General features: G+C 72.7%; 21 protein-coding genes. 11 read left to right on the top strand and 10 right to left on the bottom strand.

Going from position 1 to position 22,378, the window contains the following annotated elements; all coding sequences use genetic code 11:
• Positions 1-79: 79 nt before the first annotated feature.
• Positions 80-2,038, top strand: coding sequence for a transglycosylase domain-containing protein (locus ACFVT2_RS09985; RefSeq protein ID WP_390014541.1), 1,959 nt, complete (start codon positions 80-82; stop codon positions 2,036-2,038).
• 36 nt (positions 2,039-2,074) lie between these two features.
• On the opposite strand, the gene def is transcribed toward ACFVT2_RS09985, so the two are convergent.
• From def to ACFVT2_RS09945, 8 genes are all read right to left on the bottom strand, one after another.
• Positions 2,075-2,704, bottom strand: coding sequence for a peptide deformylase (gene def, locus ACFVT2_RS09980; protein WP_390014539.1), 630 nt, complete (start codon positions 2,702-2,704; stop codon positions 2,075-2,077).
• Positions 2,705-2,773: 69 nt separating this feature from the next.
• Positions 2,774-3,772 (bottom strand): tetratricopeptide repeat protein, encoded by a 999-nt coding sequence (locus ACFVT2_RS09975; RefSeq protein WP_390014536.1) that lies wholly within the window; start codon positions 3,770-3,772, stop codon positions 2,774-2,776.
• A gap of 331 nt (positions 3,773-4,103) precedes the next feature.
• Positions 4,104-5,468 carry an HD-GYP domain-containing protein gene (locus ACFVT2_RS09970; protein ID WP_390014534.1) on the bottom strand — a complete coding sequence of 455 codons (1,365 nt, stop codon included), beginning with the start codon at positions 5,466-5,468 and terminating at the stop codon, positions 4,104-4,106.
• A complete protein-coding gene (locus tag ACFVT2_RS09965; protein WP_390014531.1) occupies positions 5,465-6,868 on the bottom strand; it encodes an HD-GYP domain-containing protein in 1,404 nt (467 codons plus the stop codon). Before ACFVT2_RS09965 ends, ACFVT2_RS09970 begins: the two co-directional genes overlap by 4 nt.
• A gap of 240 nt (positions 6,869-7,108) precedes the next feature.
• Positions 7,109-7,501, bottom strand: a complete 393-nt coding sequence (gene rsrA, locus ACFVT2_RS09960; RefSeq protein WP_388977612.1) for a mycothiol system anti-sigma-R factor — start codon at positions 7,499-7,501, stop codon at positions 7,109-7,111.
• On the bottom strand, positions 7,498-8,199 hold the full coding sequence (locus tag ACFVT2_RS09955; RefSeq protein ID WP_390014945.1) for a sigma-70 family RNA polymerase sigma factor: 702 nt from the start codon (positions 8,197-8,199) through the stop codon (positions 7,498-7,500). The genes rsrA and ACFVT2_RS09955 overlap by 4 nt, the downstream gene beginning before the upstream one ends.
• A gap of 332 nt (positions 8,200-8,531) precedes the next feature.
• Complete coding sequence (locus ACFVT2_RS09950) at positions 8,532-9,179, bottom strand: alpha/beta family hydrolase (protein WP_390014528.1); 648 nt, start codon at positions 9,177-9,179, stop codon at positions 8,532-8,534.
• A gap of 53 nt (positions 9,180-9,232) precedes the next feature.
• A complete protein-coding gene (locus tag ACFVT2_RS09945; RefSeq protein ID WP_390014526.1) occupies positions 9,233-10,063 on the bottom strand; it encodes an SOS response-associated peptidase in 831 nt (276 codons plus the stop codon).
• 35 nt (positions 10,064-10,098) lie between these two features.
• Here ACFVT2_RS09945 and ACFVT2_RS09940 point away from each other — a divergent pair, with 35 nt between their 5' ends.
• The 4 genes from ACFVT2_RS09940 (at position 10,099) to ACFVT2_RS09925 (ending at position 13,825) form a co-directional block, all read left to right on the top strand.
• Positions 10,099-10,812 (top strand): M50 family metallopeptidase, encoded by a 714-nt coding sequence (locus ACFVT2_RS09940; protein WP_390014524.1) that lies wholly within the window; start codon positions 10,099-10,101, stop codon positions 10,810-10,812.
• 179 nt (positions 10,813-10,991) lie between these two features.
• Positions 10,992-12,344 (top strand): 3-phosphoshikimate 1-carboxyvinyltransferase, encoded by a 1,353-nt coding sequence (gene aroA, locus ACFVT2_RS09935; protein WP_390014522.1) that lies wholly within the window; start codon positions 10,992-10,994, stop codon positions 12,342-12,344.
• A 13-nt stretch (positions 12,345-12,357) separates the two neighbouring features.
• Positions 12,358-13,365, top strand: coding sequence for a ribosome small subunit-dependent GTPase A (gene rsgA, locus ACFVT2_RS09930; RefSeq protein WP_390014519.1), 1,008 nt, complete (start codon positions 12,358-12,360; stop codon positions 13,363-13,365).
• A 136-nt stretch (positions 13,366-13,501) separates the two neighbouring features.
• Positions 13,502-13,825, top strand: a complete 324-nt coding sequence (locus ACFVT2_RS09925; protein ID WP_390014517.1) for a DMT family transporter — start codon at positions 13,502-13,504, stop codon at positions 13,823-13,825.
• Between the two features lie 20 nt (positions 13,826-13,845).
• Here ACFVT2_RS09925 and ACFVT2_RS09920 read toward each other — a convergent pair whose 3' ends face one another.
• The gene (locus ACFVT2_RS09920; RefSeq protein WP_390014515.1) at positions 13,846-14,502 is read right to left on the bottom strand and encodes a TetR/AcrR family transcriptional regulator; all 657 of its coding nucleotides are present in this window, start codon (positions 14,500-14,502) and stop codon (positions 13,846-13,848) included.
• A gap of 181 nt (positions 14,503-14,683) precedes the next feature.
• Between ACFVT2_RS09920 and hisN the strand changes: the two genes are divergently transcribed.
• On the top strand, positions 14,684-15,487 hold the full coding sequence (gene hisN / locus ACFVT2_RS09915; RefSeq protein ID WP_390014513.1) for a histidinol-phosphatase: 804 nt from the start codon (positions 14,684-14,686) through the stop codon (positions 15,485-15,487).
• 204 nt (positions 15,488-15,691) lie between these two features.
• Entirely contained in the window at positions 15,692-16,090 is a 399-nt protein-coding gene (locus tag ACFVT2_RS09910) for a cyclic nucleotide-binding/CBS domain-containing protein (protein ID WP_390014943.1), read from the top strand.
• A 190-nt stretch (positions 16,091-16,280) separates the two neighbouring features.
• On the opposite strand, the gene ACFVT2_RS09905 is transcribed toward ACFVT2_RS09910, so the two are convergent.
• Positions 16,281-17,744, bottom strand: a complete 1,464-nt coding sequence (locus ACFVT2_RS09905) for a catalase (protein ID WP_390014510.1) — start codon at positions 17,742-17,744, stop codon at positions 16,281-16,283.
• A 160-nt stretch (positions 17,745-17,904) separates the two neighbouring features.
• Between ACFVT2_RS09905 and ACFVT2_RS09900 the strand changes: the two genes are divergently transcribed.
• The 4 genes from ACFVT2_RS09900 to ACFVT2_RS09885 all read left to right on the top strand — a co-directional run bounded on the left by ACFVT2_RS09900 (position 17,905) and on the right by ACFVT2_RS09885 (position 22,259).
• The gene (locus tag ACFVT2_RS09900) at positions 17,905-18,324 is read left to right on the top strand and encodes a Fur family transcriptional regulator (RefSeq protein ID WP_390014507.1); all 420 of its coding nucleotides are present in this window, start codon (positions 17,905-17,907) and stop codon (positions 18,322-18,324) included.
• 1,076 nt (positions 18,325-19,400) lie between these two features.
• Positions 19,401-20,165, top strand: a complete 765-nt coding sequence (locus tag ACFVT2_RS09895; RefSeq protein ID WP_390014940.1) for an ABC transporter ATP-binding protein — start codon at positions 19,401-19,403, stop codon at positions 20,163-20,165.
• Complete coding sequence (locus ACFVT2_RS09890) at positions 20,162-21,034, top strand: ABC transporter permease (RefSeq protein WP_390014504.1); 873 nt, start codon at positions 20,162-20,164, stop codon at positions 21,032-21,034. The genes ACFVT2_RS09895 and ACFVT2_RS09890 overlap by 4 nt, the downstream gene beginning before the upstream one ends.
• 76 nt (positions 21,035-21,110) lie before the next feature.
• Positions 21,111-22,259, top strand: a complete 1,149-nt coding sequence (locus tag ACFVT2_RS09885) for an ABC transporter substrate-binding protein (RefSeq protein ID WP_390014501.1) — start codon at positions 21,111-21,113, stop codon at positions 22,257-22,259.
• Positions 22,260-22,378 lie beyond the last annotated feature (119 nt).

The raw sequence follows: 22,378 nt of genomic DNA, 5'->3' as shown, positions 1-22,378 counted from the left end.
CTGCCCGCCGATTGTGAGCGTTCGATTAGCGGGCGGCCGGAGCGGCAACCCTGGCCCGTGCCACCGCATCTACGCAGATATGGAGGGCAGGAAGAAAAGTCGCCGGTACATCGACTACCCCCGCCTGGGCCGGAAGGGGGTGCGTCGTTGGCTGCCGTCGTGGCGCCTGTGGCTGGGCACGTGCACCTTCGCCCTGGCCTGCCTGGCGGGACTGTTCGCGTTCGTCTACGCGAAGATCGACATCCCCAACGAGAACGCGCTCGCCGCCCGGGAAGCCACCGTCTACTACTGGGCGGACGGCAGCCAGATGGTCAGCGTCGGCGCCGTGAACCGCCAGAACGTCACCCTCGACAAGGTGCCCAAGCACGTCCAGAACGCGGTGATAGCGGCGGAGAACGCCACCTTCTACGAGGACCACGGGGTCTCGCTCACGGGCATCGCCCGGGCCATGGTGAACATGGTCTCCGGCGGGGACACCCAAGGTGGTTCGACCATCACCCAGCAGTACGTGAAGAACACCTATCTCTCACCGGACCAGACCGCGACCCGCAAGGTGAAAGAATTCATCATCTCGCTGAAGGTCAACAACCAGAAATCCAAGTCGGATATTCTTCGGGGCTATCTCAACACCAGCTGGTTCGGGCGCGGTTCGAACGGCATCCAGGCCGCGGCGCACGCCTATTACGGCATCGACGCAAAGGACATCAATCCCAGCCAGGGCGCCTTGCTGGCCGCCCTCCTGAAGGGCTCCGAGCAGTACGACCCGGGACTGAGCAAGGCCAACCACGCCCGGGCGGTGTCCCGTTGGAAGTGGATCCTCGACCGGCTGGTCGCCACCGGCGCGATGAGCAAGGAAGAGCGGGCGCAGTACCGTGAATTCCCCGAGCCGCGCCCGGTGACCAAACCCACCAGCCAGGCCGGCCAGATCGGCTATCTCATCGATATCGCCAACAAGTTCGTGAAGAGCGCCACCGGCCTGACCGACAAGGACCTGGCCCGCGGCGGCTACCGCATTCACACCACGTTCGACAAACAGCGCACCCAGCGCCTGGAAAAGTCCATCGGTGACGTCCGCAAGAAGAACCTCGATCCAAGGAAACGCCCCTCGGACACCTTCGTGGAATTCGGTGCGGCCTCGGTGCGCCCCACCGACGGTGCGATCCTCGCGCTCTACGGCGGTGCGGACGCCACCCGGCACTTCAGCAACAACGCCGACACCACCGCGGTCCCGGCCGGCTCCGCCTTCAAGCCGTTCGTACTGGCCACCGCCCTCCAGCAGGAGGCCGAGCAGTACGGCGACCAGCCGCGCCCGGTGGACAGCCCCAGTCAGTCCGATGCGCTGCTCGGCGCCCTGATGCAGGGCTCGAACGTCCCGTTCGTCCAGGCCGGGAAGAAGCTCGGACTGGAGCGGATCCGGGACCTGACGCTCAGCCTGGGGCTGCGCAAGGAGAGCCTGGCGCAGCTGGAGCAGACCTTCCCGCTGGGGACCTCGGCGCCCAGCGCCGTCCGGATGGCCAGCGCGTACACCACCTTCGCCAACGGCGGGCGGCACGCCGAGCCGTACGCCGTCTCGAAGATGACCTACCAGGGCAAGGCGGTGGCCGGCTTCGAGCGCGCCGAACCGCAGCAGGTGGTCACCCCGGCGGTCGCGCAGGTGGTGACCAACATGCTGGCGGGGCTGGGCTGGCGCAACCTGCCGCAGGACGGCACCAGGACGAGGGTGCAGCCGCCCGCCGCCGCGGCCACCGAGCCCGGGGACCGGATGAAGTCGGCGTGGTTCGTCGGCACCCCGCCGCCGGGCGGCGCCGCCGACCTGGCCGCGGGGGTACGCACCGCGCCGGCCGCCGGCTCCGGCGTCCGCGCCGACCGCACGCCCGGTGCCGGGGACGGCGCCGAGCCCACCACGGCGATCACCCTCTTCCGGAACAAGCCGGGCGCGCCCCAGCTGCTGCCCCTGAACGGCGTCGGCGGCCCCGACACCGGGCTGGGCACCTCGCTCCCGCCCCAGGTCTGGGCCGCCTACCAGAACGGCACGTAGCGCCGTACAGGGCCGGAGCCCCGCTCGGCGCTCGCGTCAGTCGTTGGCGACGACGGGGTAGCGGGGCTCCCGCTCGGCCATCTGCTTCAGCGCGTCCTTGCGGTCGCGCTTGGAGAGCCGGTCGATGTAGAGGTAGCCGTAGAGGTGGTCGGTCTCGTGCTGGAGGCAGCGCGCGAAGTAGCCGGTGCCCTGCACCACGATCGGCTCGCCCTTGGCGTTCCGGCCGCGGACCACCGCGTAGTCGGGACGGGCCAGCTCGGCGTAGGCGCCGGGCACGGACAGGCAGCCCTCGTTGGAGTCGTCCAGCACCCGGCGCCCGGCGGGCAGCTCGTCCAGGACGGGGTTGCAGACCGCCCCGACGTGCCGGACGCCCTCGTCGTCCAGGCAGTCGTAGACGAAGACCTTGCGGTCCACGCCGATCTGGTTGGCGGCCAGGCCGACGCCCTCGGCGGTGCGCTGGCTGGCGAACATGTCGTCGATCAGCTGCGCCAGCTCGTCGTCGAACGCGGTGACGTCCTTGCACTCCTTGTGGAGGACCGGATTACCGACCACGGTGATCGGACGGGAGGTGCCGCGCTCCCGGTGGGCCGCCTCGCGCTCCTCGGCGTCCGTGACGTCGTCGATGAACTCGACGCTCTCCTGCTGATCACTGTCCTGCTGGGCCATCTCCGCCGTACGCCTTCCTGCAAAACCCTGGGGGAACGCCCTACAGCCTACGGGGACGCGGTCGTCCGCTCAGCAGACCTCTTCAAGATCACGCCATTCCCGGGTGTCCGGGCTGTCCGCGACCCAACCGTCCAGCAGCCCGCGCACCAGGGCCGCGGGCGCCGCGATGCCGCACTCGCGCTCCGGGGCCCAGAGCGAGCCGGAGCCGGCGGTGCGGTGGCCCAGCGGCCCGGGATGGCCTGGTTCGCTGTGGTCGTGCGGGTCCAGGTGCTCGCCGTCGCCCTCGTCGCTGGGCATCCGGCTCTCCGAGCAGGTGCGGCACAGCAGCCGCACGGACGACGACCAGTCCTCGGCGGCGAAGCCGGCGTCGGCCGCCAGCTGCTCCAGCGCGTCCCGGTCGGCCTCGGTGGCGGCCTCCAGAAGCACCACCCAGGTGGGTACCGGGGAGGGCGCCCACAGCTCGATCTCGTCGAAGACCGGGAACGTCCGGGTCTCGCCGGCGGCCCCGGTGGTGGTCCGCTCGCCGTGCGGGACGCCGTCGTGCAGCACCACCTCGCCCCAGCGCCGCCCGGAGGACGGCAGCGGGATGGAGAGCACCTCGATCCGGGCCGGGTCCAGCCGCCGGCCCCAGACCACCTCGGCCTCGCCCTCGGGCGAGAGCCGGACCGCGGCACTGCCCAGCGCCATCCCCAGCGGCTCCCCGGACGGCGAACCCTCGCCGGGGACCTTCAGGCCGTACGCCTGCCAGGCGCGGCGGGCCAGCGGCCAGTCCTGGAGGGCGGTGGCGGCGATGCCCACGTTCCACCAGTCGGGCGCCCCGGTCTCCCGGTCCAGCAGCGCCACCGCGCGCAGTCCGGCGGCCCGGGCCTGCTCCCAGTCGTGCCGGAACTTGTGCAGCAGCGCGAGGTTGAACCAGGACTCCGACAGCCACGGCTCCATGTCCGCCGCGCGGGTCAGCAGCGCCCCCGCGTCCTCGTAACGGCCGTCGCCGATCAGCGTGAAAGCGCGGTCGGTCGCCTGCCGCCACGAGGCGGAGGGCCGGTGCCGTACCTTGCCGAAGATCCTCACGATTCCCGCCTGCTGGTTGCTCTTGTGCCGCTCCGGAGGTGTCCCGGGCGGTTACCCGGGGCCTTCTGGGGGCCCACTCGACAACCTGCCACAGATTGCCGTCGGGCTCAGCCTGGTGTGCTGCGCCCCCGTGCGGCTCATGCCCTTCGCCGACCCCCTGAACCCCCCTTCAGGGGGCTCCCTTCGCATCCAACCATGCCCATCTCGCGGGGCGCTCATTACCCATGGGTTCCCCGTCGGTGGACGGGCCGGGAACACTGTGCGACAGGGGTGCGCGGGGCCCTGAGCCGAGGGCGTGCGAACCGGTGCCGCGCCCCCGCTCACCAGGGCATCAGCCCGCCCGGCCGCCGCGCGCCAGGACCCGGGCGAGCGCCTCGACCACCCGCGGCTCGTGGTCCCGGGCGGTGGCCAGCCGCAGCCGTTCCAGGGCGCGCAGCCGCCCCGCGGGCCCGGCGGCGCCCGCCACCAGGTCGTCGTAGGCGTTGACGGTGCGGACGATACGGGCGGTGACCGGCTGCTCCCGGTACGGATCGGCCTGCCGCTCGACGATCACCGCGACCGCCGGCGGGGCCCCGGTCTGCCGGGCCACGGCGCCGCCCAGCAGGGCGATCCGGCGCTGCTCGGCGGGCGGCAGCGGGGCGGTGGCCCCGTCCGGCACCGGGTCGACGAGCGACAGCTGGCCGATGTCGTGCATCAGGGCGGCGTGTTCGAGGACGTCCAAGTCCGGCCCGCCGAGACCGAGTTCCCGCCCCACCGCACGGCTGAGTCCGGCCACCCGGCGGGCGTGGCCGGGCGGGGTGCAGCCGGCGATCTCGGTGGCGCGGGCCAGCGAGGCGATGGTCTGACGGTAGGTGGCGCGGACCCCCGCGTACCGGCGGAAGGCGATCTGGGTCAGCAGCAGCGGCAGGCAGAACACCGGCAGCGCCCACAGCCCGGCGACCGCGACGGCCAGCGCGATGACCACGCCGGTGGCGCAGATGGCGGTGCCGATGCCGGGCAGCGCCCGCAACTCGTCGCGCAGCAGCGGCCCGTACGGCCAGCCGGTCCGGGCCCGGGCCAGTGCGGCCGCCAGCACCGCGTCGCAGAGCGCGGTCAGCGCCAGCAGTACGGCCAGGAAGAACGGGCGGACCGGGCCGGCCGCGGCCCAGGCGGGCAACGCCATGGCGCCGTACAGGGGTTGGCAGCAGGTGGCGGCGAACCCGACGGTCAGCACCCGGCGGGCGAACGGGTCCAGCACCGGCCCACCGCCGCGCGCCAGATAGGGGACGAGCCCGACCAGCCCGGCCGCCACCACCACCGCCACGGTCTGCGGCACCCCGTGCGCGGCCGGCCGGCCGCCCGCCTCGCCGAGCAGCGCGTAGCCGAGCGCGCCGGCCGCCCCGAGCGGGGCACCCTCCCGCAGGCCCGGCAGGGCCGATGCCGCCCGCGGGGACCGGCCGGACGACGTCGGGGGCCGGCGCATCGACGGGACGCGGGCCTCCGCGGAGTTGAGCGCGTGGGGAAGGTGGGGAAGGTCGGGCGCGGAGCCGACCGGGTGGGCGGGGACCCGGCGCACCGCCTCGCCCGCCGCGATCAGCACCCCGAAGGCCAGCGCGGTGCGGGGCGCGCTGATGCCGTGCCACAGGGTGTAGCCCAGGCCCCAGCACGCCAGCGCGGCGGCCGGCCCGTGCACCCAGACGGCCGTGCGGCGGCTCATCGGGCGGCGCCGCGGCCGGCGCCCGGCCGGTGGGCCCGGACCGGAGGGACCGCGCCGTGCCCCGCCGGGGCCGGGTCGGGCGCCCGCTCCTCCCCCGCGGTCACCTGTTCCGGCCGCCAGCCGTGCTTGTCGAGGGCGGCGGCCAGCGCCCGGACCATCCGGGGGTCGAACTGCGTCCCGGCGCACCGGCGGAGTTCGGCGACCGCGACGGGGACCGGGCGGGCCCGGCGGTAGGAACGGGTGGAGGTCATCGCGTCGAAGGCGTCGGCGACCGCCACCACCCGTGCGCACTCCGGAATCTGATGTGCCGTCAGACCGTAGGGGTAGCCACTGCCGTCCACCCGCTCGTGGTGGTGCAGGATCGCCGCCCGCGCCTCGCCCAGGAAGCCGATGCCGCGGACGATCTCGTGCCCGTACTCGGGGTGCAGCTCGATGATCCGCCGCTCCTCCGGGGTCAGCGGCCCGTCCTTGCGCAACAGTCGGGTGGGGACGCCGAGTTTGCCGACGTCGTGCAGGATCCCGGCGAACCGCAGCACCTCCAGCCGGTCCTCGGCCATGCCCAGCTCCCGGGCGATCAGCACCGACGCCCGCCCGACCCGCTCGCTGTGCCCGCGGGTGTAGCGGTCCTTGATGTCGACGGCCTGGACCAGGGCCCGGACGGTGGCCTGGTGGGCGGCGCGTTCCCGCTGGTACTGCGCGAACGCCCAGCACGACAGGTGCACCGGCAGCAGCACCAGCAGCGCCGCGGGCGGCCCGTAGGCGCTGTGCCAGAGCACCGCCATCATCAGCCCGGTCAGCCCGTGGACGAGGTGCGGGACCGGCAACCGGGCCGCCGGGCCGCGCCAGGCGGTGCGCAGCGGGTGCCGCTCGGCGAGGACCAGCACCCCGCCGCCGAGCACGATGAGCACGGCGCAGAAGGTGCCGGCGGCGGCCAGCGCGGGCAGCAGCAGCTCGGGGAGGGGGGCCGCGGCCGGTGCGACGGGGCCGGCGGCTCGGAAGACGTGGGCGGCCGCCCAGGCGGCAAGGGCGAGTTCGGCGGTGTGCCAGAGGCGGCGGGCGGCCGGCCAGGGCTGGGCGGCCGGGGCGAGCAGGCCGCCGGGGACGGCGACCAGGACGGCCAGCGGCGGCGGCAGCAGGAAGGATCCGGCGAGGACGACGGGGGTGGCCCAGCCCGGAGGAAGCGTTCCGGGCGAGGCGTCGGGGCCGGTGGCGTGCCGCGCCGGGCCGTCGGTCAGCGGGCAGCGGCGGACCCGTTCGCACAGGCCGTGCAGGGCACCGAGGGCCAGCGCGCCGGTCCAGGGGGCGGCGGCGCCGAGCCGTACCGCGGGGGCCGCGCAGAGCGCCGCGGCCAGGGCGGCGCAGCCGATGTACACCCGCGCGGCCGTCGGAAGTTCCCGCATCGCGCCCTCCTCACCGTGCCCGACGCACCCCCGACACGGCGGATGGCCATGCACCGCAGGGGTCCGGCGAGAATAGAGGGGCCGCGGCGCCCGAGGGGGCGCATCGACGGATCGAGTGGGACGGATCGTCCCGCCCCTCACTCCCAGGGGTGAAGGGGGCGCGCGCCTGTTCGGCGCGCGGGCGGGCGGGTCGGCCGGGGAGGGCGGACCGGTGCGGGACCGGGCCCGTACGGGGCGGCCTTACTCGGCGTGCGCGCCGTTACCGGCCGCGTCGGCCTTCGAGGGCGCTCCGGCGGCGCCCCGGGCGTCCGCCGCGCGCTCCCGCTCGGCCTGTTCGTGCCGGGCCTGGTCCAGGACGCTCACCTCGGGCACGGTCTCCCCGGCCCGGATCAGGTCGATCCGGCCCATGACCTTGGACCGCAGGTCCGCAGGGACGTCGTCATGCCCGCAGCAGCGCTTGACGAGCTTCTTGACGGCCTGCTCCAGGCCGTACTTCTCCAGGCACGGCGAGCACTCGTCGAGATGGACCTGGAAGTCGGCGCACTCCCCGGCCGGCATCTCGCGGTCGAGATACTCGTAAAGGTGGTCAAGGACCTCTGAGCAGTCCTTCTCGTGCGGCTCTCCGCAGCTCATGATCCCGAGCCTTTCCGGTCGTGCGTCTCCGGCGCCTGCGCGGACTCCGGCTGGGCAGACGCGCCCGCCGGGACCAGCCCGCGCTCACGGGCGTAATCCTCCAGCATGCCGCGGAGTTGGCGCCGGCCGCGGTGGAGACGGGACATCACCGTGCCGATGGGTGTCCCCATGATGTCCGCGATCTCCTTGTACGCAAAGCCCTCGACATCCGCGAGATAGACGGCGATCCGGAATTCCTCGGGGATCGCCTGGAGCGCGGCCTTCACGTCCGAGTCGGGAAGGTGGTCGAGCGCCTGCGACTCGGCGGAGCGCAGACCCGTCGACATGTGGGACTCGGCGCGTGCGAGCTGCCAGTCCTCGATCTCGTCGGCGGCGCTGCGCTGCGGCTCACGCTGCTTCTTGCGGTAGGAGTTGATGAAGGTGTTGGTGAGGATCCGGTACAGCCACGCCTTGAGGTTGGTGCCCTCCCGGAACTGGTGGAAGGACGCGTACGCCTTGGCGTACGTCTCCTGCACCAGGTCCTCCGCGTCGGCCGGATTGCGCGTCATGCGCAGGGCGGCGGAGTACATCTGGTCGAGGAAGACGAGGGCGTCCCGCTCGAAGCGCGCATTGCGCTCGACGTCGCTCTCCGTCCGGCCCGCGGTCTGCTCCGCAGCCGGGCCGTCGGTCCCTTCGTCGGTTCCGGTGACCGGACCCACCTCCTCCAACACCGTGGCGCTTCCCGCGGCTGCCTGATCCACGGGCCCTCTCGATTCGGAGAATAGACGACGATCCGGTGCCGCCGCCGCTCCAGCCAGAGCTGACTGCGTCACCTGCATCTGCGGCCACTGCAGGTCGGCGGCCGGTCGAGCCGGGCAAGCGATTCCCATGCGGCGGACTCCCATTCCTCGTGCGCGCTGGCTGTACTCCACTGTCTACGCATGGCACAACAGCGGCACCGGGCCAGATCATTCCCGGCCGGACCGACCGGTTGTTCGCGCGTTCCGGCAGGTCGGGCCGGCGCCCCCGCGCTGACCGGGCCCGGGCCCGGTCAGCCGAACATTCCGTCCAGCCACGCCGCCACCGCGTCGGTGAGCACCGCCATCGACTCCGCCTCGGTCACCCCCGCCGACTTCGGCACCGCGAAGCCGTGGTCGCCGTGGGCCACCTCGGTGAGCTCGGTGCCCGCAGGGAACTCCTCGGGGCGCCCGAACGGATCCCGGCCCCCCTGGACCACCAGGGTCGGCACCCCGGCGCCGGTCAGCTCGTCGACCCGGGACTTCTCCGGCTTCCCCGGCGGGTGCAGGGGGAAGCTCAGCGCCAGCACGGCGTGGGCGCCCAGCTCGCGCGCCGTCCGGCAGGCCACCCGGGCGCCGGCGCTCCGGCCGCCCGCGACCACCGGCAGACCGGGCTTCTCCAACGCCGGCCAGAGCGCGGTCCATCCGACGTCCAGGGTCTTCGGCGCGGGCGCCACCTTCTTGCCGGCCACCCGCCACGGCTGCTCGACCAGTGCCACGGTGTAGCCGCGGGCCGGCAGCACCGCCGCCAGGGCCGCCAGGTCGCGGGCCTCGATGCCGCCGCCCGCGCCGTGGCTCACGGCGACCACGGCCCGGGCCGGCTCGACGTCGCGGTACCAGGAGATCCGGGCGTCGCCCGCCGGCGTCGCGACCGTCTCGCTCTCGTTCGCCCTCGTACTCATACGCCCATCCTGCCGTGGTGTGCCGGGGAGGGCGGCGCGGCCCGCCCGGCCGGTCAGAACAGCGTGCCGACCTCGGGCCCGTCGAGTTCGGTGACCAGCTCCGGCCCGTTGTTGCGGACGTTGCTGACGTCGGTCGGGACCGGGTGGGCCCGCAGCAGTCCGGACGGCGGCGGGGCCAGCAGCGCACGGAGGTCGTCGGGGTCGGTGCGGGCCGGATCGAGCCAGGCGTTCCAACGGTCCGGCGGCAGCAGCAGCGGCATCCGCGGATGGATCTCGGCGAGCGACTGCGGGCCCTCGCCGCCACCGGCCCCGGCCAGCGGGGTGGTCTCGGCCTCGGTGGTGACAACGGTGCAGGTCACCCACCAGGCCAGCGGGTGGTCGCCGGGCAGGGTGCGGTCCCGCCAGAACTCGTAGAGCCCGGCCATCGCCATCACCGAGCCGTCCGCGGGCGTCACGAAGTAGGGCTGCTTGCGGGGGCGCTTCTTCCGGCCCTGCTCCTCCAGCTGCCGCTCGGCGGAGCCGGTGACCCACTCGAAGTAGCCGTCCCCGGGGAGCAGGCAGCGGCGGGCGGCGAACGCCTGCCGGAACGACGGCTTCTCGTGCACCGTCTCGGACCGCGCGTTGATCATCCGCGCGGCGCCCTCGGGTGATTTCGCCCACGCCGGGACCAGGCCCCACTTGAGCGTCCGCAGCTGGCGGACCGGGCCGGGCGGGAAGGCGGCAGCGGCCTCGCCCTTGAGGGGACGTTCCAGTACCACCTGCACGTTGTCCGTCGGAGCGACGTTCCAACTGGGCGCCAACGACTCCGTGGGCTCCCACTGCTGGACGCCGAAGATCCCCACCAGGTCCTCGGGTTGCCGGCTCGCTGCATACCTACCGCACATGCATGCCACACTGCCATGCCACACGAAGGGGAGACATGGACACCCACCACATCACCGACGTCTGGGACCGGGTCTTTTCGGCCCAACCCGGCCCCTCGCTCTGGCTGGTGATAGTCACCGGCGTGCTGGCCCTGGGCGCCATCGTCCCGCGCACCGCCTGGCACCTGTCGCGGAACGCCGTCACCATCGCCCACGAGGGCGGCCACGGGCTGATCGCCCTGCTCACCGGGCGGCGCCTGGACGGGATCCGGCTGCATTCGGACACCTCGGGACTGACCGTCTCACGCGGCAAACCGCACGGTGTGGGCATGATCCTGACCGCCGCGGCCGGCTACCTCGCACCGTCGCTGCTGGGCCTTGCGGGCGCCGCGCTGCTGGCCGCCGGGCACACCACGGCCCTGTTGTGGGGGGCCACCGCACTGCTGCTGGCGATGCTGGTGATGATCCGCAACGCGTACGGCGTACTCACCGTCGTGCTGGCGGGCGGCACCTTCCTCCTGGTGTCCTGGCTGACCGCGCCCGAGGTGCAGGCGGCGTTCGCGTACGCGGTGGTGTGGTTCCTGCTGCTGGGCGGGGTGCGGCCGCCGTTCGAGCTCCAGGGGAAGCGGCGGCGCGGTGGAGCCGTGGACTCCGACCCCGACCAGCTGGCACGGCTCACCCACGTCCCGGCCGCCGTGTGGCTCGGCTTCTTCCACGTGGTCACGGTGTGCTCCCTGCTCGGCGGCGGGCGCTGGCTGCTCGGCATATGAAGGAGGAGCGGATGTCCCTACCGATGGCATCCGGTAACCCACATTCCGTATGTCGGTGTCGCCCCTGTTGCCCCGGAGGGGCCCGCTGCCTGCGGTTGCACCACGAGAGCCGTGTTTCGCACAGGTTGCGACGCTTTTGATCAAGATCGGAACCCTTGTCCAGCCATTAAAGTAAGGGCATGACCGAGAGCCCCGCCCTCCCTGCCCTGTGGCCTGCCCCCGTCGCTCCCGGGGCGGTCGATGCGACCGTCACCGTGCCCGGCTCCAAATCGGTCACGAACCGCGGCCTGGTCCTGGCCGCCCTCTCCTCCGAGCCCGGCTGGCTGCGCCGCCCGCTGCGCTCCCGTGACACCCTGCTGATGGCCGAGGCGCTGCGCGCCCTGGGCGTCGGCATCGAGGAGACCGCCTCGTCCAGCTCCGCCGGCACCTCCGGCGGCGAGGCATGGCGGATCATCCCCGCCGGCCTGCACGGCCCGGCCACCGTCGACGTCGGCAACGCCGGCACGGTGATGCGCTTCCTGCCGCCGGTCGCCGCGCTCGCCGACGGCCCCATCCGCTTCGACGGCGACCCGCGCTCCTACGAGCGCCCGCTGGGCGGCGTCATCGACGCACTGCGCGCCCTCGGCACCCGGATCGACGACGACAACCGCGGCGCCCTCCCGATGACGGTGTTCGGCGGCGGTGCCCTGGAGGGCGGCGCGGTCGAGATCGACGCGTCCTCCTCCTCCCAGTTCGTCAGCGCCCTGCTGCTGTCCGCGCCGCGCTTCAACCAGGGCGTCGAGGTCCGGCACGTCGGCGCGGCGCTGCCCTCGATGCCGCACATCCGGATGACCGTCGACATGCTGCGCAGCGTCGGCGCCCAGGTGGACACGCCGGAGGCGGGCGGCGAGCCGAACGTCTGGCGGGTCACCCCCGGCGCCCTGCTCGGCCGCGACCTGGTCGTCGAGCCGGACCTCTCCAACGCCCAGCCGTTCCTGGCCGCGGCGCTGGTCACCGGCGGCCGGGTCACCGTCCCGGACTGGCCCGAGCACACCACCCAGCCCGGCGACGCGCTGCGCGAGATCTTCACCGCCATGGGCGGCTCCTGCGAGCTGACCGACCACGGCCTGACCTTCACCGGCAGCGGCCGGATCCACGGCATCGACGTCGATCTCAGCGAGGTCGGCGAGCTGACGCCGGGCATCGCCGCGGTCGCCGCGCTCGCCGACTCGCCCTCCACGCTGCGCGGGGTGGCGCACCTCCGGCTGCACGAGACCGACCGGCTGGCCGCGCTCACCAAGGAGCTCAACGAACTCGGCGGCGACGTCACCGAGACCGCGGACGGACTGCACATCCGCCCCCGGCCCCTGCACGGCGGGATCTTCCACACCTACGAGGACCACCGGCTGGCCACCGCCGCCGCGATCATCGGCCTGGCCGTCGAGGGCGTGGAGGTGGAGAACGTCGCCACCACCGCCAAGACCCTGCCCGACTTCCCCGGCCTGTGGACGGACATGCTCGATCCGGCGTCCACCCCCGCCCGGAGAGCTTGAGGGTCGCCACACCATGCGCCGCTACGGAAAGAACCCCGATGAGGACGACGTCCGCGTCCGCCCCAACCGCAAGGGCAACCGCCCGCGGACGAACATCCGCCCCAAGCACGAGGACGCCCTTGAGGGCCTGGTCCTGACCGTCGACCGGGGCCGACTGACCTGCCTGATCGACGACCGCACGGTCACCGCCATGAAGGCCCGCGAACTGGGCCGCAAGAGCGCGGTGGTCGGCGACCGGGTCGCCGTGGTCGGCGATCTGAGCGGCGACAAGGACACCCTGGCCCGGATAGTGCGGGTCGAGCCGCGCTCCTCCACGCTGCGCCGCACGGCAGACGACGACGACCCGTACGAGCGGGTGGTGGTCGCCAACGCCGACCAGCTCGCGATCGTCACCGCGCTCGCCGACCCCGAGCCCCGGCCCCGGCTGATCGACCGCTGCCTGGTCGCCGCCTACGACGCCGGGCTGGACCCGCTGCTGGTGCTGACCAAGTCCGACCTGGCCGCGCCGGACACGCTGTTGGAGTCCTACGGTGCGCTCGGCGTCCCGTACGTCGTCACCAACCGCGACGAGCTGACCGACGGCAGTGCCGCCGAGCGGGTCCGGGAGCAGCTGACCGGCCGGATGACGGCCTTCGTGGGGCACTCCGGGGTGGGCAAGACGACCCTGGTCAACGCCTTGGTGCCGGCGCGCCGCCGGGCCACCGGGCACGTCAACGCGGTCACCGGCCGCGGCCGGCACACCACCACCTCGGCGCTGGCGCTGCCGCTGCCCGGCGACACCGGCTGGGTCATCGACACCCCGGGCGTCCGGTCCTTCGGGCTGGCCCACATCGATCCGTCCCGGGTCATCCACGCCTTCCCGGACCTGAAACCGGGCACCGACGGCTGCCCCCGGGCATGCAGCCACGACGAACCGGACTGCGCGCTGGACGCATGGGTGGCCGGGGGGCACGCCGAACCGGCCCGCCTGTATTCCCTGCGCCGGCTGCTGTCCACCCGCGAACGACGCGAGGGCGACTGATCACCGCAAACCCCTGCCACCCGTCAGCGGCACGGGCATAATCACCCCCGTGGCAGGACCGGTCGGGTCTGGTCCCGTCCGGTCGGAAGTGGTCACCAGGCTGAAGCGGTCACCGAGCTGACGGAGGCAATGGGATATGGCGTGGCTGCTGGTCGTGGTGGCGGGGCTACTGGAGACCGGCTTCGCGGTCTGCCTCAAGCTCTCGCACGGCTTCACCCGCCTCTACCCGACCATCGCCTTCGCGGTCTTCGCACTGGGCAGCTTCGGCCTGCTGACGCTGGCGCTGCGGAAACTCGACGTCGGCCCGGCGTACGCGGTCTGGACCGGCATCGGCGCGGCCGGCACCGCGATCTACGGCATGGTCTTCCTCGGCGACCTGGTCTCCACGCTGAAGATCATCTCCATCACCCTGGTCATCGCCGGGGTGATCGGGCTCCAACTGTCCGGCTCGGCGCACTGATGCCCGTGACGGCGCCCGGATCAGCCCGTGAGCCCGGCGAACGCGCCCCGCACGAGCCGGGAAACCGCCTCGGTCTCGCCCTCGGACTCCCGCCGCATCCGCTGCCGCGGCACCGTTACGCGCACGTCCGCCGGTAACCGGACCGGGTCCGGGGCCCGTTCCGGGCCTGCCGGAGCGACCACGCAGGACAGGGTCAGCCGGGCCGCGGTCTCGCAGGCGGCGTCCAGAGCCGGCAGCTCCTCCCGGGGTCGACCGGGCGCCAGCGCCGCCACCGCCCGCTCGCGGAACCGGCCGACGAGCTCGGCGGGCCCTGCCTGGCCGGCCGGCAGCCGGTCGCCCCAGCAACCCGTCAGTGCCGCCCTGACCAGCGGGTTCGCCCGGGCGGTCCGCAGCGTCCAGGTGGCCGCCGCGGTCATCCGGGCAGCCGCGTCGTCCGTCGGTCCGGCCGGGCCGGCGTCGCCCGGAGCCAGCGCCCGCTCCACTCCGGCCAGATAGGTCTCGGTCTCCCGACGGACCAGGGCCCGGGCCAGCCCGTCCTTGCTGCCGAACTCGTTGTAGAGCGTCTGCCGGGACACCCCGGCCGCGGCCGCCACCTCCACCATCCGGACGTCGGCCCAGGCCCGGGTCAGCAGCGCCGTGTAGGCGGCGTCCAGTAGGGCCTCGCGCGCCGAGGGCATCCGCCACCTCCCTGGCTCCGCCCGAACCGTGGGCCGCTCACAGAATTGACGCACCGTCAGAGGCTGTCAAGACCGCCGCGGGCGCTCCCGAGCCGGGTCCGGCGACATCCGCGGGCAGACCACCCGGAGGGCCCGGCATGGCCGTGTGGCTCCCGCGTATACCAGTAGATACTGTTCGCACATGCCCGACTATCACGATGATCTTCGCCTGGCACACGTCCTGGCGGACGCCGCGGACGCCGCGACCATGGAGCGGTTCAAGGCCCTCGACCTCAAGGTGGAGACCAAACCGGATATGACTCCGGTCAGCGAGGCGGACAAATCCGCCGAGGAGCTGATCCGCGGTCAGCTCCAGCGCGCCAGGCCGCGGGACGCGGTGCTCGGTGAGGAGTTCGGCAGCGAGGGCTCGGGGCCGCGCCGCTGGATCATCGACCCGATCGACGGCACCAAGAACTACATCCGCGGGGTGCCGGTCTGGGCAACCCTGATCGCCCTGATGGAGCGCGGCGAGGGCGGCGACCGCCCGGTGGTCGGGCTCGTCTCGGCCCCGGCACTGAACCGCCGCTGGTGGGCCGCGGAGGGCCTGGGCGCCTTCACCGGCCGCAGCCTGACCTCCGCGAACCGGCTCCACGCCTCCGAGGTCGGCCGCATCCAGGACGCGTCCTTCGCGTACTCGTCACTGACCGGCTGGGAGGAGCACGACAAGCTCTCCAGCTTCCTCGACCTGACCCGGGACTGCTGGCGCACCCGGGCCTACGGCGACTTCTGGCCGTACATGATGGTCGCCGAGGGGACGGTGGACATCTGCGCGGAGCCCGAGCTGTCACTGTGGGACATGGCGGCCTGCGCGGTGATCGTCCAGGAGGCCGGCGGGCGCTTCACCGGCCTGGACGGCCGGCCGGGTCCGCACAGCGGCAATGCGGCGGCCTCCAACGGCCTGCTCCACGAGGACCTGCTGTCGTACCTCGGCGACAGCCGGAGCTAACCCACCGCCGAGCGGCCGGAACCGGATCACCCACCGGAAAACCCCCGCCGACCTGCACAGGGGCAGATGTTCGGACTGGCGTCCAACATCTGCCCCTTGTTGTGCGCCCGAGAGCATGTGAACATGAGAACCCCCCACTTTGTGAACTTGTGAATCGTTTCGCATATTCACATGCACCCAAGGAGGTGGCTCTTCTCCATGCCCATGCTCGTCAAAGACGCCATGAGCACGGTGGTCCTCACCATCGGGCCGGCTCACACCCTCCGCCAGGCGGCGCGACTGATGGCGGCCCGCCGTATCGGCGCGGCCGTCGTCTTCGACAAGGACACCTACGGCATCGGCGTCCTCACCGAGCGCGACATCCTCAACTCCCTCGGCGCGGGCGAGAACCCCGACCGGGAGACCGCACAGAGCCACACCACATCCGACGTGGTCTTCGCGACCCCGGACTGGACCCTGGACGATGCGGCGGGCGCCATGGTGCGCGGCGGCTTCCGCCACCTCGTCGTCCTCGACGACCTCGAACCGGTCGGCATCGTCTCGGTCCGCGACATCATCCGCTGCTGGTCCGACGTCCCCGACCGGGCGGCCGCGGCGGCTTGAGGAGCACCCCGCACCCCGGCGCGACACCCGCCTCCCGAGGGCGCGCGAGCGGGCGTATGCGGGCACGCATACGCACGAAGAGGCCGGAGCCCCATGGCATCCGGCCTCTTCGGCATGTACGGCAAGCGACGATCGGTCGCCCGGCGGCCGGCCGCCGCCACGGAGGCGGCGGCCGAACCGTGCGGGACCGCTAGCCGCGCAGGGCCTGGACCGCGGCCTCCAGCCGCTTGCCGTAGTCCGCGTCCGCCTGGCGGAAGTTCTCTATCGCGCGCTGCACGATGTCGTCGCGGGAGACCTTGGCGATGAAGCCCGCCAGGTTGTTGATCAGGCGCTCCTTCTCCGCCTCCGACAGCAGGCGGTAGAGGTTGCCGGCCTGGACGAAGTCGTTGTCCTCGGCGTGCGAGGGCGCCGCGGTCTCGCCGGTCCCACCCGAGACGGGGAGCGGCTTCCACAGCGCCCGGCCGGTCTCGGTCGGGCCGCCGAAGCTGTTCGGCTCGTAGTTCTTCTGGCGGCCGTGGCGGCCGTCGTAGAGCGCGCCGTCGCGGCCGTGGCTGCGCGCCTCGGTGGCGTGCGGGCGGTTCACCGGGAGGTGGTCGGCGTTGATGCCGACGCGGTAGCGGTGCGCGTCGCCGTACGCGAAGAGGCGGCCCTGGAGCATCTTGTCGGGGGACGGGCCGATGCCCGGCACGAAGTGGTGCGGGGAGAAGATCGACTGCTCGACCTCGGCGAAGATGTTCTCCGGGTTGCGGTTGAGCTCCAGCTTGCCGATCTCGATCGGCGGGTAGTCCTCGTGCGGCCAGACCTTGGTCAGGTCGAACGGGTTGAAGCGGTAGTTGGCCGCCTCCGCCGCCGGCATGATCTGCACCTGGACGGTCCAGGTCGGGAACTCACCGCGCTCGATGGACTCGCGCAGGTCGCGCTGGTGGCTGTCCGGGTCCTCGCCGGCGAGCTTGTTCGCCTCGTCCTGGGTGAGGTTCTTGATGCCCTGGTCGGTCTTGAAGTGGTACTTGACCCAGAAGACCTCGCCCGCTTCGTTGTTCCACTGGAAGGTGTGCGAGCCGTAGCCGTTGAGGTGGCGGTACGACGCGGGGATGCCGCGGTCGCCGAACAGCCAGGTCACCTGGTGGGTCGCCTCGGGCGACAGGCCCCAGAAGTCCCAGACGTTGTCCGCCTCCTGGGAACCGGAGTACGGGTCGCGCTTCTGGGTGTGGATGAAGTCGGGGAACTTGAGGGCGTCCTTGATGAAGAACACCGGGGTGTTGTTGCCGACGAGGTCGTAGTTGCCCTCTTCGGTGTAGAACTTCAGCGCGAAACCGCGCGGGTCACGCACGGCGTCGGCCGCGCCGAGGTTGCCGGCGACCGTCGAGAAGCGCAGGAACGTCTCGGTCTGCTTGCCGACCTCGGAGAGGAACTTCGCGCGGGTGTACTTGGTCACATCCGCGGTCACCGTGAACGTGCCGTACGCACCGGCGCCGCGGGCGTGCACGATGCGCTCCGGGATCCGCTCGCGGTTGAAGTGCGCGAGCTTCTCGATCAGGAGCTGGTCCTGGATGAGACCGGGGCCGCCGACGCCCGCCGTCTCGCTGTTCTGGTTGTCCCCGACGGGAGCGCCGGACTCCGTGGTCAGCGGTCCGGTGATGGTCTCTTCCGACACGTGCGCCTCCTGATGTCTTCGTACACCTGCCCTTGGCTTGCGCCGAACCCGATCCTACATTGGACATTGTCTAAGTCAAGAAGCACCCGAACTTCGTACCTGGTCCGGTGATGGACTACCGCTGCTACCCTGGTGTCTATCTGACTGATAGGTGATTGGCATGAGTGACCTGCTGGAACGGCTCCGGGGACGCGGCTGGCGGCTGACCGCACAGCGTCGCGTCGTCGCTGAGGTCCTGGACGGGGACCACGTCCACTACACCGCCGACGAAGTGCACGCCAAGGCGTCCGAGCGCCTCCCCGAGATCTCCCGCGCCACGGTCTACAACACCCTCGGCGAGCTGGTCTCGCTCGGTGAGGTGCTTGAGGTGAGCACCGACGGCCGCGCCAAGCGCTACGACCCCAACGCCCATCACGACCACCAGCACCTCGTCTGCTCGCGCTGCGGCACGATCCGCGACGTGCACCTCCACGGCGACCCGCTCTCCGCACTGCCCGAACCGGAGCGCTACGGCTTCGAGGTCTCCGAGGTCACCGTGACCTACCGGGGCATCTGCCCCACCTGCAGCACCCAGCCCTGACCCGGGACGGCCCCCTCCGGGCCGCACCCCTGGGCCGCAACCGCACGGCCCCACCCCAGGCACCCGTTCCCGGGCCGCACCCGCGCGGCGACCACCCTCTGGGCCGCGCCCGCCGAGCCGACCGCCGCCCGGGCCGCGTCCCCACAACGGACTGCCGCCCGGGTCGGGCCGTGCGCAGCCACCCGATGCGCCCGCGTACCGGCTGCTCCACCACCCGCGTACCGGCCGCCCCGCGGGCCTCCGGCACCCCACGGATCCCCCGCGCCCCACGACTCACCGGCACCCCAGGAACCTCCCGCTCCCCCGCCCCGCCGGCGGTAAACGGACCTCAAGCACCGCATACACAACGCGGCCGGCAGGCAACGCCCACACGCACGGCCGCGCGTGCACCACCGCGTGCGTGTGCCCCGTGCGTGCCGCGTGTGCCAGATGTGCCGTATGTCTTTTTGTGCGCCGTGCGCCTTGTGTGCCCCATGTGGCGGCCTTGGCGGTGCGTGCAGATGACGCGCGTACGGTCCGGCCCGGCGCGGCGGCCCGGCGCGGCGGCCCGGCCGAGGCGACCTCGCATGCACCGCCCGGTCCATCCACCCGCACGAACAGCCCCCCAAGCCCCTTGCCCACATCTGACGGTCCGTCATATCGTCGGCGCGCCACGCTTTTCGGCCATCGGGACCGACCGCGCCCCGGGCCTCCCGGGAACGCCCGGCCGGCGCCCCGGCGGCATGTTGTCCGCACTCCGCAAGGAGCACCCCGTGGGAGAGCCGCACCCGTCCCCCGCCCCGACACCCCCGCCGACCACCCCCGACGAGTCGACCCCGCCGCCCGGACCGAGCACACCACCGGAACCGAGCCCCCTCCCCGAGCCCACCGCATCGAGCAACCCCCTAACACCCTCCGCGCCACACACACCGCCCGAGCCACCCGTACCACTCGCACCCTCCAGATCAACCAGACCACCCACACCCCCAGCCACCCCAAACACCACCCCAGCTACCCGAACTCCCCCCACACTCCCCGCCGCCCCCACCAGCCCCACCACACCAAACCCCCACCCCCCAGCCCTCCAAGCCCACGCGCTGGCACGGTCATTCGGGCGGGGCGGCAGGGCGTTGGCCGCCCTCGGACCGGTGGACGTGGCGATCGCGCCCGGCGAGTTCGTCTGTGTCGTAGGGCCGTCCGGGTGCGGGAAATCGACCCTGCTGCGGATCGCCGCGGGGCTACTGCGGCCCAGCGCGGGCGAGTTGGAGCTCCGGACGAGCGCCGACCGTCCGGCCGCGATGATCTTCCAGGACTACGGCATCTACGACTGGAAGACCGTCCTGGCCAACGTCCGCTTCGGGCTCGACATCCAACGCGTGCCCCGTAAGGAGGCCGACCGGCGGGCCCGGTCCTGGCTCGCCCGGATGGGGCTCGCCGACTTCGCGGCCGCCTACCCGGCCACCCTCTCCGGCGGCATGCGCCAGCGCGTCGCCATCGCCCGCGCGCTCGCCGTCGAGCCCGGGATCCTGCTGATGGACGAGCCGTTCGCGGCCCTGGACGCCCAGTTGCGGACCATCCTCCAGGACGAGTTGCTCGCTCTCACCCAGACCACCCGCACCACCACCCTCTTCATCACCCACAGCCTCGAAGAGGCCCTGGTCCTTGGCGACCGGGTCCTGGTGATGTCCGCCCGACCCGGCCGGATCATCGCCGAACGCCGCCCGCCGTTCGCCCGCCCGCGCACCGGAGAGGTCCGCGCCGCACCCGAATTCGCCGCTCTGAAGGCCGAGTTGTGGGAGCTGCTGCGCGGTGAGGTCGCCGGCCGGGCCACCACCGACCCCGAGGGGGCCGTACCCGCATGACCACCGCCCTCGACAAGGACAGACCCGGTCCCGACCGCCTCCTGGTCCGGCGCCCAGGCCCCCGAGAGCTCCAACCGGAACGCGCCCACCGCCGCCGGCGCACCCTCGAAACCTCCCTGGCGGTCGCCGTCCCACTGCTGCTGGTCCTCTTGTGGCAACTGGCGGCCGCGCAGTCCTGGATAGACGCCCGGGTCTATCCCGCGCCCGCCACGATCCTGGCCGACGGCTGGCACCGCGCCCTGGCCGGCGAGCTCTGGCCGGACGTCCGGGCGACGCTCCAGCGCGTCCTGGCCGGCTACGCCGCCGGGACCGTCAGCGGCTATCTGCTGGGCCTGCTGATGGGCTCCCTGTCGCTGGTGCGAGCCGCCCTGGAGCCGCTCCTGGATGCCCTCTACGTCGTCCCCAAGCTGGCTCTGCTGCCGATCTTCCTCAACATGTTCGGGCTCGGCGAGGGTCCGCAGATCGCCCTGGTGGCGGCCACCGTCTTCTTCTTCGTCTGGATCTCCACGATGGCGGCGGTGCTCGCCGTGCCCGCAGGCCACCGGGACGCCGGCCGGGTCTTCGGCGCCGGCCGCTGGCAGATGTTCCGGCACGTCCTGCTGCCCGCGTCGCTGCCCGCCGTCCTCGTGGGCGCCCGGATCGCCGCGGGCGTCGCCGTCCTTGTGATCGTCGCCTCGGAACAGATCGCCGCGACCGACGGGCTCGGCCATCTGATCTTCGATTCCCGGGCGCTGTTCCAGAACGACGTGATGTTCGTCGGCATCGTCTGCGTGGCGGTCCTCGGCGTGCTCTTCTCCGAACTGGTGCGGCTGGCCGGGCGGTTCCTCACCCCCTGGGCACCCCGCGACCACGGCCGCGCGCAGAACTGAACCCGGCCCGCACCCACCGCCCCAGGGCACCCCCAGGCCCCCGAACCCCCGGAACACCGGCCCGTACGGAGGTCCCATGCATACCCGCCACCGCCCCCGGCTGCGCGTCACCGTCGCCGTCGCCACCCTGACCGCCGCGCTCTCCCTCAGTGCGGGCTGCGCCGCCGGTCCCGACCCCGCCGCCCCCGCCAAGCCGCGCACCATCAAGGCCGTACGGGGCTGCGGCGCCCACTCCTGGACCGACCCCGCCGACCTCTCCCCCGGCCGCGCCCCGGCCCGCTGCGCCAAGGGGACGCCGGCCCCCGCCCCCCTCAACAAGCACCGCACCCTCACCGTCGCCACCGGCACCCTGAGCGCCGAGTACGTCGCCCCCCTACGGGTAGCCCTGGCCAAGGGCGAGTTCCGCAAGGAGGGTCTGGACGTCCGGCTGAAGGTGCTGCCGACCCCGGACGCCCTGCCGCTGCTGGCCAAGGGCGACCTGGACGCCCTCTGGGCGGCGCCGGAAGCCGCCGTGGTCAACGGCGTCAACGGCGGCTTCGACATCCGTTGGGTGGCGGGCAACTTCTCCCCCGGCCCGAAGTCCCGGAGTGGCCTGTGGGTGCGGCTCAAGAGCGGGCAGAACGCATCATCGGTCTCCCTCAAGGGCGCGACGCTGGGCACCATGATCGGCAAGGGCTCGGTGATCATGTACCCGATGGACCGGGCGTTCGCCGCACACGGCGCCGGCCTGGACTCCGTCACCTTCCAGCAGCTCGGCTCGGCAGACGTCCTCACCGCCCTGACCGGCGGGGGCATGGACTCCGCCTGGCTGCTGGACCCGGTGTGGCGCCAGGTGGACAGCAACCCGCAGTACGCCTTCCTCGGCGGCCAGCCACAGGGCGAGCCGCTCGGTGGCGCCCTGTACGGCCCCAACCTGCTCCAGAAGGACCCGGGCGCCGGCGTCGCCTTCCTCCGCGCCTACATCCGCACCGTCAACACATACTTCGCCGGCGACTACAAGGCGGACCGGGCATTCGTCACGGAACTGGCCGGGTTGCTGAAGGTGGATCCGAAGATCCTGGAGTCGGTGCCCCCGCTCCGGATGGACTGGGAGATCAGGAAGGGCACCACCGACCGGCTCCAGCGGTCCTACCGTGACGCCGGCGTCACCAAGGGGGCGCCGCTGCGGGAGAACAAGCTCGTGGACCGCGACCTGTACGCGGAGGCGGTCGGCCACCGCCCGTAGCCGGCGGCCCGGGAACGTCGAAGGCCCGGATCCTTGAGGATCCGGGCCTTCGACTTAAGTAGCGGGGACAGGATTTGAACCTGCGACCTCTGGGTTATGAGCCCAGCGAGCTACCGAGC

Source organism: Streptomyces sp. NPDC058000, assembly GCF_042886435.1.
Taxonomy (GTDB): domain Bacteria; phylum Actinomycetota; class Actinomycetes; order Streptomycetales; family Streptomycetaceae; genus Streptomyces.
Note: the sequence above shows the minus strand (reverse complement) of the source record. Positions and strands in the feature narration are given on the sequence as shown.